The 16,255-nt window shown below is 70.1% G+C and carries 13 protein-coding genes; 8 read left to right on the plus strand and 5 right to left on the minus strand.

Going from position 1 to position 16,255, the window contains the following annotated elements; all coding sequences use genetic code 11:
* Positions 1-80: 80 nt before the first annotated feature.
* The 4 genes from BWR60_RS18260 (at position 81) to BWR60_RS18275 (ending at position 5,041) form a co-directional block, all read left to right on the plus strand.
* Positions 81-1,145 carry a glycosyltransferase family 4 protein gene (locus tag BWR60_RS18260; RefSeq protein WP_088152455.1) on the plus strand — a complete coding sequence of 355 codons (1,065 nt, stop codon included), beginning with the start codon at positions 81-83 and terminating at the stop codon, positions 1,143-1,145.
* A complete protein-coding gene (locus BWR60_RS18265; protein ID WP_088152456.1) occupies positions 1,142-3,316 on the plus strand; it encodes an amylo-alpha-1,6-glucosidase in 2,175 nt (724 codons plus the stop codon). The genes BWR60_RS18260 and BWR60_RS18265 overlap by 4 nt, the downstream gene beginning before the upstream one ends.
* Positions 3,317-3,413: 97 nt before the next feature.
* Positions 3,414-4,244, plus strand: coding sequence for an aminoglycoside phosphotransferase family protein (locus BWR60_RS18270; protein ID WP_088152491.1), 831 nt, complete (start codon positions 3,414-3,416; stop codon positions 4,242-4,244).
* A 77-nt stretch (positions 4,245-4,321) separates the two neighbouring features.
* Positions 4,322-5,041: a class I SAM-dependent methyltransferase gene (locus BWR60_RS18275; protein WP_088152457.1), complete on the plus strand. Its 720-nt coding sequence runs from the start codon at positions 4,322-4,324 to the stop codon at positions 5,039-5,041.
* Between the two features lie 46 nt (positions 5,042-5,087).
* Here the strand turns inward: BWR60_RS18275 and BWR60_RS18280 are convergent, their stop codons facing one another.
* The 4 genes from BWR60_RS18280 to BWR60_RS18295 form a co-directional block, all read right to left on the minus strand.
* On the minus strand, positions 5,088-6,197 hold the full coding sequence (locus BWR60_RS18280; RefSeq protein ID WP_088152458.1) for a serine hydrolase domain-containing protein: 1,110 nt from the start codon (positions 6,195-6,197) through the stop codon (positions 5,088-5,090).
* A gap of 7 nt (positions 6,198-6,204) precedes the next feature.
* Positions 6,205-7,794, minus strand: a complete 1,590-nt coding sequence (locus BWR60_RS18285; RefSeq protein WP_088152459.1) for an ABC transporter substrate-binding protein — start codon at positions 7,792-7,794, stop codon at positions 6,205-6,207.
* A 125-nt stretch (positions 7,795-7,919) separates the two neighbouring features.
* Complete coding sequence (locus tag BWR60_RS18290) at positions 7,920-9,383, minus strand: M81 family metallopeptidase (RefSeq protein WP_088152460.1); 1,464 nt, start codon at positions 9,381-9,383, stop codon at positions 7,920-7,922.
* Positions 9,380-10,534 (minus strand): NAD(P)/FAD-dependent oxidoreductase, encoded by a 1,155-nt coding sequence (locus BWR60_RS18295; protein ID WP_088152461.1) that lies wholly within the window; start codon positions 10,532-10,534, stop codon positions 9,380-9,382. Before BWR60_RS18295 ends, BWR60_RS18290 begins: the two co-directional genes overlap by 4 nt.
* Before the next feature lie 141 nt (positions 10,535-10,675).
* On the opposite strand from BWR60_RS18295, the gene BWR60_RS18300 reads away from it, so the two are divergent.
* A complete protein-coding gene (locus BWR60_RS18300; RefSeq protein ID WP_088152462.1) occupies positions 10,676-11,287 on the plus strand; it encodes a helix-turn-helix domain-containing protein in 612 nt (203 codons plus the stop codon).
* Positions 11,288-11,342: 55 nt separating this feature from the next.
* Here the strand turns inward: BWR60_RS18300 and BWR60_RS18305 are convergent, their stop codons facing one another.
* On the minus strand, positions 11,343-12,146 hold the full coding sequence (locus tag BWR60_RS18305) for a M55 family metallopeptidase (RefSeq protein ID WP_179221829.1): 804 nt from the start codon (positions 12,144-12,146) through the stop codon (positions 11,343-11,345).
* A 108-nt stretch (positions 12,147-12,254) separates the two neighbouring features.
* Here BWR60_RS18305 and BWR60_RS38185 point away from each other — a divergent pair, with 108 nt between their 5' ends.
* From BWR60_RS38185 to BWR60_RS18315, 3 genes are all read left to right on the plus strand, one after another.
* Complete coding sequence (locus BWR60_RS38185; RefSeq protein WP_230983094.1) at positions 12,255-13,175, plus strand: ABC transporter ATP-binding protein; 921 nt, start codon at positions 12,255-12,257, stop codon at positions 13,173-13,175.
* Positions 13,172-14,098: an ABC transporter ATP-binding protein gene (locus tag BWR60_RS38190; RefSeq protein WP_230983095.1), complete on the plus strand. Its 927-nt coding sequence runs from the start codon at positions 13,172-13,174 to the stop codon at positions 14,096-14,098. Before BWR60_RS38185 ends, BWR60_RS38190 begins: the two co-directional genes overlap by 4 nt.
* 174 nt (positions 14,099-14,272) lie before the next feature.
* Entirely contained in the window at positions 14,273-16,201 is a 1,929-nt protein-coding gene (locus tag BWR60_RS18315; RefSeq protein ID WP_088152464.1) for an ABC transporter substrate-binding protein, read from the plus strand.
* Positions 16,202-16,255: the final 54 nt, after the last annotated feature.

A 16,255-nucleotide genomic window follows, 5' to 3' on the forward strand; every position in this document is an offset into this window, starting at 1 on the left:
CCCGCAACGGGCCGCGCCGCACCGCATTCCGGTTGCGGCGACCGCTGTTCACCGCCGTTCCTCCATTGCCAGGCTTGACGATGAAAATCGCCCAGATCGCCCCGCTCTACGAAGCCGTGCCGCCCAGGCTGTACGGCGGGACGGAGCGGATCGTCGCCCATCTGTCCGACGCGCTCGTCGACCTCGGCCATGACGTCACCCTGTTCTCCAGCGCCGACGCGCACACAAGGGCCGGGCTGGTGCCGATGCGCGACCAGGCGTTCCGGCTGGACCCCAGCCCGCTGAAATCCGACTACGCCGCGCATCTGACGATGCTGCACGAGGTGCGACGGCGGGCGGGCGAGTTCGACATCCTCCATTTCCATGTCGACCTGATCCATTTCCCGATGTTCGAGGACATCGCCCACCGCACCGTCACCACGCTGCACGGGCGGCTGGACCTGAAGGACCTGCCCGAGGCCTATCGCCGCTTTCCGGACTATCCGCTGGTCTCGATCTCGGAGTCGCAGCGGGCGCCGCTGGCGGATGCCGGCTGGGTGGCCACGGTGCATCACGGCATGGCCGAGGACCTGTTCCTGCCGCCGCCCGTGCCGCGCGGCGGCTACCTGGCCTTCCTGGGCCGGATCTCGCCGGAGAAGCGGCCGGACCGGGCGATCGAGATCGCCCGCCGCTCGGGCCGGCGGCTGCGCATCGCCGCCAAGGTCGACGATGCCGACCGGGTGTATTTCAAGGACGCGATCGAGCCGCTGCTGGCCGACCCGCTGGTCGAGTTCATCGGCGAGATCGGCGACGCCGACAAGGCGGCATTCCTGGGCAACGCCGCCGGTCTCCTGTTCCCGATCGACTGGCCCGAGCCCTTCGGCCTGGTGATGATCGAGGCGATGGCCTGCGGCACGCCGGTCGTCGCCTGGAATTGCGGCTCGGTGCCGGAGGTGGTCGACAGCGGCGAGACCGGCTTCATCGTCCGCTCGATGGACGAGGCGGTCGAGGCGGTGGCCCGCCTGCCGGAGTTGGACCGCGGCGCGATCCGAAGCGCGTTCGAGCGGCGCTTCTCCAGCCGGGTGATGGCCGAGCGCTATCTCGATCTGTACGGCCGCCTGGCCGGCGACGGCGGCGTGGTCCCGACCCTGGTGGCGGCGGAATGAGCCGGCCCGAGCTGGTCCCCGAGGATCCCGTTCCGGATCCGGCGCCGCCGCCCGACCTCTCGGCCCGGCGCGTGCCGCTGCGGATGTACTCGCTGAAGCATGGCGACACCTTCCTGGTGGCCGACGCGCTCGGCAACATCGCCGGCGATGATGACGGGCTGTTCCACAACGACACCCGCATCCTGTCGCGCTCCGTCATCCTGCTCGGCGGCCGGCTGCCGTCGCTGCTGGGGGCGGGGCTGAGCCAGGACAATGCCGTCTTCACCAGCCATGCCACCAACCGGACGCCGTCGCCGCTGGGCGATGAGGGGCTGCCCGAGGGCGCGATCCACCTGCAGCGGTCGATGCTGCTGTGGGACGGCCGGCTGTACCAGCAGGTCCGGGTTGAGAATTTCGGCCAAAGCGAGGTCCAGGTCCCGGTCGCGATCCATTTCGGTGCCGATTTCCGCGACATGTTCGAGGTGCGCGGCGCCACGAGGCTGCAGCGCGGCCGGCTGGCGAAGCCGGAGGTCAGCGGCGACACGGTGGTGCTGGGCTATACCGGCCTCGACAGGGTCGGCCGCCGGGCCGTGATCCGCTTCTCCGAGACGCCGCAGCGCCTCGACGGCGGCACGGCGGAGTTCCGGTTCCGGCTGCCGGGCCATGGCGCCGTCGACCTCCATGTCGAGGTCGGGCCGGACGAGGCGGGGGAGGCGCCGGGCCGGACCCGGTTCCGCCGGGCCTGCGCCCGGGCGCGCCGGCGGATGCGGACCCTGTCGCGCCACGGCACGGTGCTGCGCAGCTCCGGCCGCCTGTTCAACGACTGGGTCGACAAGTCGCGCGCCGACCTGTCGCTGCTGGTCACCGAGCTGCCGACCGGGCCGTACCCCTATGCCGGCATCCCCTGGTTCTCCACCACCTTCGGCCGCGATGCGATCATCACCGCGCTGCAGACGCTGTGGCTGAGCCCGGCGCTGGCGCAGGGCGTGCTGCGCTTTCTGGCGTCCCGCCAGGCGCGGGAGGAGTCGGCCTTCAAGGACGCCCAGCCCGGCAAGATCATGCATGAGGCGCGGCGCGGCGAGATGGTCGCGCTGGGCGAGCTGCCCTTCGCCGAATACTACGGCGGCGTCGACACCACGCCGCTCTTCGTCATGCTGGCCGGCGCCTATGCCAGCCGCACCGGCGACATGGCGCTGATCGACGAGCTGTGGCCGGCACTGCTACGCGCCATCGCCTGGGTCGAGCGGCGGTGCGACGGCAACAGCGGCGGCTTCCTCGACTATGCCCGCAGCTCGGAGAAGGGGCTGGCGAACCAGGGCTGGAAGGACAGCCACGATTCCGTGTTCCACGCCGATGGCCGCTTCCCGGACGGACCAATCGCGCTGGTCGAGGTGCAGGGCTATGCCTTCGCCGCCCTCCGCACCATGGGCGACTTCGCGGCGCAGCGCGGGCTGGATGACGAGGCGACGCGCTGGCGGGTGCGGGCCGAGGCGTTGCGCGTCGCGGTCGAGGACCGGTTCTGGATGGAGGACCAGGGCTTCTACGCCCTGGCGCTGGACGGCCACGGCGAGCCCTGCCGGGTGCGCGCCTCCAACGCCGGGCACCTGCTGTATTGTGGCCTGCCGGCGCCGGACCGGGCGGCCAGCGTCACGCGCCAGCTGCTGGACACGCCGTTCGAGTCCGGCTGGGGCATCCGGACGCTGGCGCGCGGCGAGGCCAACTTCAACCCGATGTCCTACCACAACGGCTCGGTCTGGCCGCATGACGGGGCGCTGTGCGCCGCCGGCCTGGCCCGCTACGGCGAACGCGACGGCGTGGTCCGGCTGCTCAGCGGGCTGTTCGAGACCGCGGTGAATTTCGACATGCGGCTGCCGGAGCTGTTCTGCGGCTTCCCGCGGGTTCGCGGCGAGAAGCCGATCGCCTATCCGGTCGCCTGCCTGCCGCAGGCCTGGGCCTCGGGCGCGGTGTTCATGATGCTGCAGGGCTGCCTCGGCCTCCGGGTCGACGGCCTGCGCAGCCGCATCACCGTCGACCGCCCGCGGCTGCCGATCGGCATCGAGAGCCTGACGGTCGAGGCGCTGCCGGTCGGCCCGCACCGGGTGACGCTGGGCTTCCAGCGCATCGGCGACCGGGTGGTGGTGTCGCCGCAGGGCACCCGGCCGCCGGAGGTCGACATCATCATCCGGATGTGAGGCCGGCCCGCGCGGAGTAATCCTCACTGAAGTCGGTGCAGACGGACGGAGCCTTCCCTTGCAGGCAGCTGAGGTTTCGCGTGCGGTGGCCGCGGCCATGTCGATCGCCTCGGCGCTTGGCCTGACGGTCGACGACGCGGTCGTTCTGCAGAATTCGAACAAGCTCGCCCTGCGCCTGCGGCCTTGTGACGTCCTGGCCCGGGTGGCGCCTCGGGCGCATCAGGTGGCGCAGTTCGAAATCGAGCTTGCCCAACGGCTTGCCGAGACAGGGAGTCCGGTGGCTGCGCTCGAGCCGCGCGCGGCGCTGCGCGCCTATGAGCGAGACGGCTTCGTGGTGACGCTGTGGACCTACTACGAATCTGTGGCGGCTCAAGGGGTCACGCCGGCCGACTACGCGAAGGCGCTCACGCGGCTGCATGCCGGCATGCGCAAGCTCGACATCGCCACGCCGCACTTCACGGATCGGGTCGCGGACGCTCAGCGGCTGGTGGCGAACCGCGACCGAACTCCGGCGCTCGCCGACGCGGACCGTGAGCTTCTCGGCAGCACGCTCAGCAGCCTGAGACGAACGATCGCCGACCGCAGCGTCACGGAGCAGTTGCTGCACGGCGAGCCGCACCCGGGCAACGTGCTCGGCACGAAGAACGGGCCGCTGTTCATCGACCTGGAGACGTGTTGCCACGGGCCGGTCGAATTCGACCTCGCCCATGTGCCCGAAGAGGTCGCCGAGCACTATCCGGACGCGGATAAAGGCCTTCTCGGCGAGTGCCGTGCCCTCGTTCTCGCGATGGTCGCGGCGTGGCGGTGGGATGCAGGCGACCAATTCCCGAACGGGCGACGCGTGGGCCGCGAACTCCTCAGGACCATACGCCGGGGGCCGCCGTGGCCGGCGCTCGACGTCGTGATGCGGCGGCTGGCTGCTCCGTAGGAGATCGAGGTTCCCGCCTGACGCGGTTGCCGCCTGCCGGTAGAGTGCGGCGCGCATCAGGGAGGAGGGGCTTCAGCATGGACAATGGCTGGGACGAATCCGCGGGCGCCTGGATCGCCGATATGGGCGACCACGGCGACTTCACGCGGCGCTTCGTGCTCGACCCGGTGATGATCGACCGGGTGGCGGGGCGCGGCTTCGCCACGGCGCTCGATGTCGGCTGCGGCGAGGGCCGGTTCTGCCGCATGCTGCGCGGCCACGGCGTCCGGCCGGTCGGCCTCGACCCGACCGCGGCGCTGCTGCAGCGGGCGCGCGAGTTGGATCCCGAGGGTGACTATCACGAGGGCCGGGCCGAGCGGCTGCCCTTCGACGCCGGCGCCTTCGACCTGGTGGTCAGCTACCTGACGCTGATCGACATCCCCGACCTCGACGCCGCGGCGGCGGAGATGGCGCGGGTGCTGCGTCCGGGCGGCACGCTGCTGATCGCCAACCTGTCCAGCTTCGCCACCGCCGCCGGCGAGCAGGCCCATTGGGTCCGCGACGAGGCCGGCCGGCCGCGGCATTTCCCGGTCGACCGCTATCTCGAGGAGCGGATGTACTGGACCAGCTGGCGCGGCATCCGCATCCACAACTGGCACCGTCCGCTCAGCCGCTACATGGCGGCCCTGCTGGGTCAGGGGCTGGTGCTGACCCATTTCGCCGAGCCGCAGGCCGCGGCCGGCGCCGACCCCGCCACGGCGGAGCGGCACCGGCGCGCGCCCTATTGCTACGTCATGGAGTGGCGGAAGCCGGGCTGAGCGCCGCCGTCGGACGGCCACGCCAGGCGCATTTTCAAACGGTCTCTCAGGCCAGCGCCGCCTCCAGGATCCGGTCGAAGGCCTCGTGCAGGCCGGAGGCCTGGAAGCTCAGCCGGTTGCCGGATCCGGTGTTGGTCAGCAGCACGGCGCTGGTGCCGCTGTCGCGATGGTGCTGCATCACCGAGACGTAGCCGGGGATGCTGCCCTGGTGGCCGAAGGTCTGCCGGCCGGCATAGGCCGACAGGAACAGCCCGGCCCCCGTCTCCCGCATCCGGGTGCCGGGGAAGCCGACCGGCCAGCGGTCATCGGCCATCTGCGCCAGCCATTCGGCCTCGAACAGGCGGCCGCCGAACAGCCCGTCCAGGAATAGCGCCATGTCCCGCGGCGTCGACACCATGTCGCCGGCGGCATAGGCGCCGGTGAAGGGGAACAGCGCGGTGGAGTCCTGCAGTTCGTCCGCATAGGGCAGGATCCCGTCCAGGGCCCACATCTCGCCGCCCTGCTCCAGCGACAGGGCCGCGCCGGCCGGCGGCGGGCGGTGATAGTAGCCCCGCGCCAGCCGCTCCTCCGGAAAGGCCTCGCCGGCGGCACAGAAGCTGTCGGCCAGCCCGAGCGGCCGCAGCACCTCATGGCGGACCTGGCCGGCCAGGCTGTCGCCCGTCGCGGCCTCGATCACCAGGCCGGCCAGGACATAGCCGGTGTTGCTGTAGCTGGCGACCCGGTGCGGCTCGTCCTGCGGCCGCGCCCGGAACGCCAGCTCGACGATCTCCCGCGGCGTCCAGCGGCGGCCGGGCGTCATCGGCATGTCGAACTCGAACTCCGGCAGGCCGCTGCGGTGGTTGACCAGGTCGCGCACGCGGATCCGGTCGCCCTTCGGCAGGTCCGGCAGCCAGCGCGCCGCCGGCTCGTCCAGCCGCAGCGCGCCGGCCCGGGCCAGCCGCATCAGCGTGGCGGCGACGAAGGTCTTGGTGCAGCTGCCGTTCTTGAACAGATGCGCGGGGCCGATCGGGATACCGCGCTCGCGGTCGGCCAGGCCGGCCGTGGCGGTGACGGGGGCGCCGCCGCGCGCCGTCACGGCGGCCGAGGCGCCGACGATGCCCTGGGCCACGAAGGCATCGAGGATGCCCTGCAGCCGCGCCTGCAGATCTCCGGACATCGCCGCGTCACTCCGCCAGGTCGAGCTTGGCGAAGCTCTGGCGCCCGAACGGGTCCAGCACATAGTTCAGCACGCCCTTGCGGATCGGCATCGAGACGATCGAGCTGGCGATCGGCACCAGCGGCACCTGCTCCTCGACGATGTGCTGGGCCTTGACGTAGAGCTCCGTCCGCTTGGCCTGGTCGGTGCTGGCCCGCGCCTGGTTCAAGAGGTCGTCGAACGTCTTGTCGCACCACTTCATGCGGTTCTGGTCGCTGCAGGCCAGGACGAAGGTCAGGGTGTTGTCCGGGTCGCCATTGTCGCTGGTGCCGCCCAGCAGCAGGGCGTCGTGCTCGCCCGCCTGGGTGCGGGTGAGATAGGCGCCCCATTCCATGCTGACGATCTCGGCCTTCACCCCGACCGCGGCCCAGTCGGCCTGGATCATCTCGGCCATGCGGCGGGCATCGGGGTTGTAGGGGCGGGACACCGGCATGGCCCACAGCGACAGGGAGAAGCCGTCCGGGTATCCGGCCTCGGCCAGCAGCGCCTTGGCCGCCTTGGGGTCGTAGGGATAGCCCTTGAGGTCCTTGGCGGCGCCCCATTCGACCGGGGACAGGGCGGAGTTCACCAGCGTGCCGGCGCCCTGGTACACGGCGTCGACGATCGCCGGCCGGTTGATCGCCATGGCCAAAGCGCGCCGCACGCGGACATCGCCCAGCGGCTTCTTCGCGAGGTTGAAGCCGAGATAGCCGAGATTGTCACCCGGCCGCTGCAGCACCTGGATGTTCGGGTCCTGCTTCAGCTGCGGCACCGCCGTGGCCAGGGGCTGGGTCGTGATCTGGCATTCCCCGGCCTGTAGCTTGGACACGCGGACGGTCGCATCGGGCGTGATGTCGAACACCAGATTGTCGATCGGCGGCTTGCCGTCCCAGTAATGCGGGTTCGCCTTGAAGCGGATGCGGGAATCCGGGTCATAGGCCTGGAACACGAAGGGGCCGGTGCCGACCGGCGTCTGGTCCAGCACCTCCGGCGTGCCCTTGGCGACCATCGCCTGCGCCATCTCCAGCGACTGGATCGACGCGAAGTCGAGGGCGACGGTCGCCAGGAAGGTGGCGTTCGGCGCCTTCAGGGTGAAGCGCACGGTCAGGTCGTCGACCTTGTCGATCGACTGCAGCATCGGCCCCAGGCCCAGCGCCTCGAAATACTGGTAGCCGGAGCCGCCGAGGGCGTGGAACGGGTTGTCGGCCCGCCATTGCCGGTCGAAGGAGTAGACGACGTCGTCGGCGGTCAGCGGCCGGGTCGGGGTGAAGGCGGCGTTCGGCTCGAACGCCACGCCCGGCCGCAGGTGGAAGGTGTAGGTGCGGCCGTCATCCGACACCTCCCAGCGCTCGGCCAGCGACGGCTCGACCTCGGTGGTGCCGGGCTTGAACCGGACCAGCCGGTCATAGATCGTCCGCGCCACCGCATCCATGGTGGAATCGGCGCTGGCGAACATCGGGTTGAAGCTCTCGGGGCTGGCCTCCGAGCAGTAGACCAGCGTCTTCGCCGCGGCCGGCGCGACCCCCGCCGACATCACCAGTGCGGCTGCGGCGGCCAGCCGCAGCGTCAGCTTCGCCATCATGCTCTCCCTGCTTGCGCGTCGCCGCGGCCCGGTTTCGGGCGCGCGGCAAATTTTTCTTAAACGCTAATTTTTTGAACTCTGAGAGATCCCGATTTCCCCTGTCAAGCGGCGGCCTGGCCGCGTCAGGCGAACGGATCCTCGACCCGCGGCCAGAAGGGCAGGCGGCGCTTGGTGTAGGCGATGTCGCCATAGCTGGGCGGGATGGCGCCCGGCGTGGTGACGTAGCGGATCTCGGCCGCGATCGGGGCGAAGCCGGCATGGAAATGCTGGGTCGACTTCACCACCACGATCGCCTTGCGCGCCGGGTCGATGCCGAAGGCGGTGAAGGCGTCGGGGGCGAAGGTCTGGCTGCGCAGCGTCACCAGCACCAGGTCGACCCCGTTCGCCGCCTGCACCCAGACGCCACGGCCCAGCGGCGCCCAATCCTCGCTCAGCCCGGTCTGGTGCAACTCCGGCAGCACCCGCTTGACCGTGACGCGCAGGTCGACCGGGTCGCCCGAGGCCGGGCCGCATTTGCCGCCGATGCGCAGGTCGAAGGTCGCGCCTTCGCCGGCCTCCTCGCACAGCGCCACCGCCTGCGGGTCCCAGTAGCAGCCACTGACCACGTTGCCGATACCGCGATCGATGATCCGGCGCAGGATGAAGGTGCTGTCGCCGGGCGCGCCGCCGCCGGCATTGTCGGCCACGTCGGCCAGCACCACCGGGCCGCGCGGCGCCGCCAGCGCATGGTCCAGCGCCTCGTCCACCGTGTCGTGCGGCGTCGCCGTGGCGTGGCGCAACTCCCAGATCTCCCGGCTCAGCTCCTCGGCTAGGCGCTGCGCCCGGTCGCGGTCGCCATCGGCCACCACCAGCATGCGCGCGCCGACATCCTCGACATCACCCCAGGGGAAGCCGTGGCCGAAGGTGACCGACAGGATGCCGTCGCTTCCCTCCAGCGCCTGCATGCGGTCGACGAAGCCGCGCATCGGCTCCACCGGGGTGCGCCACATGCCGATCATGCGGCAGTCATGCAGCGCCATCACCGGCCGGATCTCGCCGCGCTTGGCGCGCAGGCACAGCGCGTACAGCTCCTCCGCCCGCGGCTCCATGTCGGTGTGCGGGTATTCCTTGAAGCCGATGATCGCGGTGCAGGCCTCGATCATCCGGTCGGTCAGGTGGCAGTGCAGGTCCAGCTCCATCCCGACCGGCACGTCCGGGCCGACGATGGCGCGCACCCGCGCCGCGGTGTCGCCCTCGCAATCGTCATAGCCGTCGGCCACCATGGCGCCGTGCATCAGCAGCAGCACGACGTCGACCGGCCCGGCCTGGCGCAGATCCTCCAGGATATCGTCGCGCAGGCTTTCGTAGAGCGACCGGATGGTGGTGCCGGCCGGCTGGGCGATGGCGGTGACGCTCTCGACCACCTCATGCCCGTCGCATTCGGCCAGGCGGCGCCAGGTCTTCTGGCAGATCGTCTCGGCCGCCGTGTCGTCCAGGCTGGCGTCGCGCCGCCGGTAGGTCTCCGGCGCGTAGAAGCCGGCGGCGCCGGTCGGCAGCGGCGAGAAGGTGTTGGTCTCGGTGATCAGGGCGGCGATGAAGATCTTCACGGTTGCGCCTCCTTCGGGTCGGGGCCGGTCCGGAACCGGCCGGGGGCAAGGGCGGCGGCGGTGACGCCCAGCCGCGCCAGATCCTCGGGCACCGGGTCGCCGCGCAGCAGCGCCGCGCCCAGCCGGGCCATGGCCGGCGCGGTCTGGAAGCCGTAGCCGCCCTGGCCGGCGCACCAGAAGAAGCCCGGCGCGTCGGGGTCGAAGCCCAGCACCGGCGTCCGGTCGGCGACGAAGCTGCGCAGCCCGGCCCAGCGATGGCTCAGGCGCCGGATCTCGAGCGTGGTCGCGCCTTCGATCCGGTCGACCGCGACGGCGACGTCGATCTCCTCCGGCTGCGCGTCGCAGGGCGGGCTCGGCGTCTCGTCGGCGGGGGAGCCCAGCAGCTTGCCGGCATCCGGCTTGATGTAGAAGGTCTCGTCCAGGTCGACCACCAGCGGCCAGCCGTCGACGTCATGGCCCGGCGCCTCGAACAGGACGGCGGTGCGCCGCTTCGGCACCAGCCCCACGGGCGCGACCCCGGCCAGGGCGGCGATCGCATCGGCCCAGGCCCCGGCGGCGTTGACCACGATGCCGGCCTCGACCGTCCCGGCCGTGGTCTCGACGCGCCAGCCGCCGCCCGGCAGTGGCGCCAGCGCCGTCACCTCGGCCCCGGTGCGGATCTCGCCGCCCTGCCGGCGCAGGCCGCGCAGCGACCCCTGCAGCATGCCGTTGGTGTCGATGTCCAGCGCCTCCGGCTCGAACACCGCGCCGGCCACCCGGTCCGGCCGCAGCACCGGCACCCGGGCCAGGGCGTCGGCGGCGCCGACCTCGCGCACGCTCGGCACCAGGGCCGCCAGCGCCTCCGCCTCCGCGCGGATCGCCGCCTCCTGGCCCGGCCGGCCGACATGCATGGCGCCGCGCGGGCGGGTCAGGACGAAGCCGGCGAAATCCTCCGGCGGGGCGCGCAGGAACTCGCGGCTGCCGGTCGACAGGGCGCGCACCACGGCGTTGCCGTAGGTCTCGGAGAACAGCGCGGCGGATCGGCCGCTGGAGTGGGTGCCGGGCTGGCTCTCGCGCTCCAGCAGCAGCACCCGGCGGCCGTCCGCGGCGGCCCGGGCCAGCGACGCGCCGGCGATGCCCCCTCCGATCACAACGATGTCGACGACGCCCATCCGGCAGCCTCCCTTTGGCGGCAGACTGCGAGGCGATAGTGTTTATGTCAAATAGTTTATCGGATCGGAAAATTCGTGGTTCTTGCGATAACCTCACACCCGACATAGGCTGGCCGACCTTTCACCGGTCCGGGTCCGCGCATGTCCAATCAGCCCAAGCTTGGGGAATGCCTGAAGGCGCTGCGGCGCCGGCATGGCTGGACGCTGCAGGAGGTCAGCCGGCGGACCGGGGTGGCGGTCTCGACCCTGTCGAAGGTCGAGAACGACCAGATGTCGCTGACCTACGACAAGCTGCTGCAGATCAGCGAGGGTCTGGGCATCAACCTGGCCGAGCTGCTGTCGACGCCGGCTGCCTCGGGGGCGGCGATGGCCCGGCGGTCGATCAGCCGGCCGGGGGAGGGGCTGCTGCAGGTCACGCCGAACTACGACTACCTGTATCTCTGCACCGAGCTGCAGCGGAAGCGGATGGTGCCGGATGTCGGCCGGGTGAAGACCCGCAGCATTGCGGAGTTCGGGCCGCTGGTGCGGCATTCGGGGGAGGAGTTCATCTACGTGCTCGAGGGCGCGATCGAGGTGCACACCGACCACTACGCTCCGGTACGGCTGGAAAAGGGCGGCAGCATCTACATCGACAGCACCATGGGCCATGCCTACATCTCGGTGGGCGAGGGCGACGCCATGATCCTGGCCGTGTGCTCCAGCCCCGAGCCGGACCTGGAGGGGACGCTGCTGTCCCTGTTCCCGACGACCTGAAGGCGGGGTGAATTCAGTTCGGGTCGAGCTCTTCGCAACACCTCACCGCCTCGCTTCAGCCGAGCAGGAACATCAGGAACTTCGACATGTCGACCGCATCCTCCGCCTCGTAGCGGATGGTGTAGGTGTCGACCTGGGTGATGAAGCGCAGATAGGCCAGGTGCTCGACCTTCTGGCGGTCGCGGAAGCGGATCTCGAGCGCGAGGGGGCCCTTCAGCCGGAACGGCCTGGCCTCGCCGATGCGGGCGATCGACCGCTTCACCCCGTCCCGCACCGCCTTATGGGCCGCCGCCGGCGTCAGGGTGCGGGCCGAGCGCGTGCCGTGCGCCCATTTCACCGTCGTCGTCTCGATGTCGCCGAGGATGTCGCGGATCTCGGCGGTCGCCACGTCGTCGCCCGAAGCGTAGATCACCGGCACGCTGTAATGGCCGGCGATGGCGGCGTTCAGCCCGGCCTCGTTCAGCACCTGGCCGTTGACCCGAACCTCCTGAAAGCCGCCGGTCAACGTGTGCGCCAGCACGCCGGAGGGGTTGCTGCCGCCCGCATGGTAGCCGATCAGCAGCGCGCCGGCGAACGCCCCGACCTCGATCCCCTGCATCATGGTCAGGGGCCGCGGCCAGCTGCGCACCAGCTGCACGCTCTCCGGCAGCCTGTCGATCTTCAGGCTCTCGCCATTGCCGTGGGAATCGCTGATCACGATCTCGGTCGCCCCGGCCTCCTGCGCCGCTTCGCAGGCGGCGACCACCGTGTCGGTCATCCAGTCGCGGGCCCGGTCGTACTCGAAGCCCTCGGGGCTCGTATGGTCGCGGGTGACGACGCCGACGATGCCTTCGATGTCGGCGGAGATGTAGAGGCGCATGGCTTTTCCTCCCGGCGGGTTCATTGGTGCTTGTGAGGGCGACCATTGTTGCATACGGTATTTTTTAGCGTATAGGAAATTTCTTCTTGTCCCAGCATCGGAGCCGCCATGCAGGACGATCGCGTGCTCGAGGTCGAGACTCTCCAGGTATCGTTCTCCCTGGGCGGGGGCGAGACCCTGCGGGCGGTGAAGGGCGTCTCGTTCCATATCGGGCGGGGCGAGACGCTGGCGCTGGTCGGGGAATCGGGCAGCGGCAAGTCGGTCACCGCGATGACCATCATGCGGCTGGCCGAATATGACGGCGCGAAGCTGACCGGCGGCTCGGTGCGCATGCGCCTGCGCGGCGGCGAGGTGGTGGACCTGGCCCGGCTGCCGCAGAAGCGGATGCGGAGCGTCCGCGGATCCGACATCTCGATGGTGTTCCAGGACCCGATGGCCAGCCTGAACCCCGTGTTCAGCATCGGCTTCCAGATCAGCGAGGCGATCATGCGCCACCAGGGCAAGAGCGCGGCGGAGGCGCGCGCCATCGCGCTCAACGCGCTGAAGCTGGTGCGGGTGCCGGAGGCGGAGAAGCGGCTGGACCAGTATCCGCACCACCTGTCGGGCGGCATGCGCCAGCGGGTGATGATCGCCATGGCGCTGTGCTGCCGCCCGTCGCTGATGATCCTGGACGAGCCGACCACGGCGCTGGACGTCACCATCCAGGCCCAGATCCTGGACCTGGTGCGGGCGCTGCAGCGCGAGATCGGGATGTCGGTGCTGTTCATCACCCATGACATGGGCGTGGTGGCCGAGATGGCGGACCGCATCTGCGTCATGCTGAAGGGGGAGATCGTGGAGACCGGAACCGTCTACGAGGTGTTCGAGACGCCGCGCCACGCCTATACCCGAGCCCTGCTGGCCGCGGTGCCGCGCCTGGGCAGCATGGACGGCAAGGACGAGCCGGAGCGGTTCCCGCTGGTCGAGGCGGTCGACGCCTCCGGCCCGGCCGAGAGGCAGGACGCCGCGCGTGTCGAGGTGCCGGCATGAGCCGCGCCCCGCTGCTGGCGGTCGAGAACCTGACCACCCGCTTCGACCTGCGCTCCGGCGTCTTCGGCAAGGTGACCGGCCGCGTCCACGCGGTCGAGAACGTGTCCTTCGAGATATTCCCGGGCGAGACGCTGGCCCTGGTGGGGGAGAGCGGCTGCGGCAAGTCCACCATCGGCCGCAGCATCCTGCAGCTGGACCGGCCGGTCTCCGGCTCGATCCGGTTCGAGGGGCGCGAGACGCTGGGCCAGCCGGCGCGCGCGATCCAGGCCCTGCGCCGCCAGGTGCAGATGGTGTTCCAGGACCCTTTCAGCTCGCTGAACCCGCGCATGACCGTGGGGCAGGCGATCGCCGACCCGATGCTGGTGCATGGCGGCCTGTCGCGCGCCGAGGTCCAGGCCCGCGTCGCCGAGCTGCTGCAGCGGGTAGGGCTGTCGCCCGAGCATGCGCGGCGGCACCCGCACGCCTTCTCCGGCGGCCAGCGCCAGCGCATCTGCATCGCCCGGGCGCTCAGCACCCGGCCCAGGCTGGTGATCGCCGACGAGGCGGTGGCGTCGCTCGACGTCACCATCCAGGCGCAGGTCATCAACCTGCTGATGGACCTGCAGGCGGAGACCGGGATCTCCGTCCTGTTCATCTCGCACGACATGGCGGTGGTCGAGCGGATGGCCCATCGCGTGGCGGTGATGTATCTCGGCCAGATCGTCGAGATCGGCAGCCGGCGCGAGGTGTTCGGCAAGCCGCGCCACAGCTACACCCGCAAGCTCCTGTCCTCCGTCCCCGTCGCCGATCCGCGGCAGCGGCCGGAGAACCGCCTGCTACTGGCCGACGAGATCCCGAGCGCCGTGCGCGCCCCTGATTACGAGCCGGTGCTCTTGCCGATGCTGCAGGTGTCCGACCGGCATTTCGTCCGCGCGGAGGCCTGAGAGGCGCCGCCCATGACCTGGGGTTATATTCCGATGCGCTAAAGTTTTTTCGAAAGCGGGAAATTTGGGCGTATTCGGTATGGCCTTCTCGCCGTGCCTCGGTCACACTTCCCGCAGATCGCCGTTCCAGGCGACCCCATAAGGGCGAAACGCCCGGCAGCAGGAGGCTTCTCGATGAAAAACTGGATCGGACCCGGCCTCGGCATCGCCTTGCTGGCCCTGTCCGGCGCGGCGCAGGCCGAGCTGAAGAACCCGAACACCCTGGTCTATCTGTGGACCAGCGACATCCGGACGCTGGATCCGGCCTATATGGCCGACACGCCCAACACCTATGTCTCGATCAACACCTATATGCGGCTGCTGAACTACAAGGGCAGCGAGATCTCGGAGTTCGTGCCGGCCCTGTCGACCGAGGTGCCGTCGCTGGAGAACGGGCTGATCAAGCCGGGCGAGAACGGGTCGATCAGCTACACCTTCCCGATCCGCAAGGGCGTCCACACCCACCGGGTCGGGGTGAAGGGCGCGGATGGCGCGATCACCTGGAAGCTGTATGACGAGCTGACCGACCAGGAGAAGGCGGCGATCGTCCCCGGCTATGGCGAGCTGACGGCCGAGGACGTCAAGTATTCGCTGATGCGCGCGATCCTGCAGGGCGACAGCTGGATGGCCAATGCGGTGACCGAGATGATCACCGCCGGCAAGTATCCGAACATCGAGGCCTGGGCCATGGACCTGGCCGGGGTGAAGACCTTCGCCGAGGTCGATGCCGCCGGCCTGGCCAAGGTGCATGACGCGCTGTCGCAGAAGATCAAAGTCGACGGCGACCGGGTGACGATCGTGCTGGACGCGCCGTTCCCGGCCACGCTGGGCATCATGGCGCTGCCCTTCGCCACCTCGATCATCGACCAGGAATGGGCCCGCGACCAGGGCGACTGGGACGGCGCCGCCGGCACATGGAAGGCGTTCCACAAGCCCGAGCTGGGCGAGGACAAGCTGTTCGAGGTCGAGAACGGCAGCGGCCCCTTCATGGTCGAGGCCTGGGACCGGTCCGAGAAGAAGATCACCATGAAGCGGTTCAACGGCTACTGGCAGGGCCCGGCCCAGCTGGAGCGCGTGGTGCTGCGCTCGGTGCCGGAATGGACCACGCGCCTCTTGCAGCTCGAGGCCGGCGACGCTGATGTGGTGACCACGCCGGTGGAGTTCCTGGACGAGGTGGCGGCGAAGCCCGGCATCAAGGTGACCGAGGGCCTGCCCCAGGTGTTCGGCCGCTCGATCTTCTACATTTGGCCGGTCACCGCCGTGGACAACCCGGCGATCGGCAGCGGCAAGCTGGACGGCAAGGGCATCCCGCCCGACTTCTTCAGCGACATCGACGTGCGCAAGGGATTCAACTACGCCCAGGACTACCAGCTGCTGTTGGACGACGTCCTGCTGGGCAAGACCGTGCAGCTGCGCGGGCCCACCGTGCGCGGCATCATGGGCTACCGGCCCGACAGCCCGGTCTATTCCTTCGATCCCGAAAAGGCGGCGGAGCACTTCAAGAAGGCCTGGGGCGGCCAGGTCTGGGAGAACGGCTTCGAGCTGACCGCCTATATGAGCGAGGGCAACACCGCCTATCATTCGGCGCTGTCGGTGCTGCAGCAGAACCTGGCCCGGATCAATCCGAAGTTCCGGCTGAAGATCCAGCAGCTGCAGGCCGCCACCTTCGCCGACAAGGTCTATGGCGGCGCCGACCCCAGCGCGCCGATGGCGATCATGGGCTGGGGGCCCGACTATTCCGATCCGGGCGGGCCGCTGGGCGCCGCGACCTACTACCTGTCCAGCACCGGCCTGGTCGGCGGCATGGTCGGCGAGGGCTATCGCCAGCTGATGCGCGACAAGTTCGACCCGCTGCTGAAGCAGGCCTGGACCACGGTCGACCCGACGGAGCGGGAGAAGATCTACGCCAAGCTGCAGGACATGAGCCACGAATACGCCACCACCCAGTTCCTGTGGGAGGAGTACGGCTTCATCGTCACCCGCGACTGGGTCGACGGCTATGTCCACAACATGATCGAGTACGGTGCCTGGGACTTCTATCCCATCTCGAAGAAAGAGAAATAGGCCGGCCGCCGGGGSGGGCGCCGGCCGCGCCCCGCCCCGGTGCCGCTCGACCCC

Origin of the sequence: Inquilinus limosus (assembly GCF_002195995.1) — a bacterium.
Lineage (GTDB): Bacteria > Pseudomonadota > Alphaproteobacteria > DSM-16000 > Inquilinaceae > Inquilinus > Inquilinus limosus_C.

Excerpts from the sequence above, each read along its gene's own strand:
- BWR60_RS18260 (WP_088152455.1), top strand. The coding sequence starts at position 81 with ATGAAAATCGCCCAGATCGCCCCGCTCTACGAAGCCGTGCCGCCCAGG.
- BWR60_RS18265 (WP_088152456.1), top strand. The coding sequence starts at position 1,142 with ATGAGCCGGCCCGAGCTGGTCCCCGAGGATCCCGTTCCGGATCCGGCG.
- BWR60_RS18270 (WP_088152491.1), top strand. The coding sequence starts at position 3,414 with ATGTCGATCGCCTCGGCGCTTGGCCTGACGGTCGACGACGCGGTCGTT.
- BWR60_RS18275 (WP_088152457.1), top strand. The coding sequence starts at position 4,322 with ATGGACAATGGCTGGGACGAATCCGCGGGCGCCTGGATCGCCGATATG.
- BWR60_RS18280 (WP_088152458.1), bottom strand. The coding sequence starts at position 6,197 with ATGTCCGGAGATCTGCAGGCGCGGCTGCAGGGCATCCTCGATGCCTTC.
- BWR60_RS18285 (WP_088152459.1), bottom strand. The coding sequence starts at position 7,794 with ATGGCGAAGCTGACGCTGCGGCTGGCCGCCGCAGCCGCACTGGTGATG.
- BWR60_RS18295 (WP_088152461.1), bottom strand. The coding sequence starts at position 10,534 with ATGGGCGTCGTCGACATCGTTGTGATCGGAGGGGGCATCGCCGGCGCG.
- BWR60_RS18300 (WP_088152462.1), top strand. The coding sequence starts at position 10,676 with ATGTCCAATCAGCCCAAGCTTGGGGAATGCCTGAAGGCGCTGCGGCGC.
- BWR60_RS18305 (WP_179221829.1), bottom strand. The coding sequence starts at position 12,146 with ATGCGCCTCTACATCTCCGCCGACATCGAAGGCATCGTCGGCGTCGTC.
- BWR60_RS38185 (WP_230983094.1), top strand. The coding sequence starts at position 12,255 with ATGCAGGACGATCGCGTGCTCGAGGTCGAGACTCTCCAGGTATCGTTC.
- BWR60_RS38190 (WP_230983095.1), top strand. The coding sequence starts at position 13,172 with ATGAGCCGCGCCCCGCTGCTGGCGGTCGAGAACCTGACCACCCGCTTC.
- BWR60_RS18315 (WP_088152464.1), top strand. The coding sequence starts at position 14,273 with ATGAAAAACTGGATCGGACCCGGCCTCGGCATCGCCTTGCTGGCCCTG.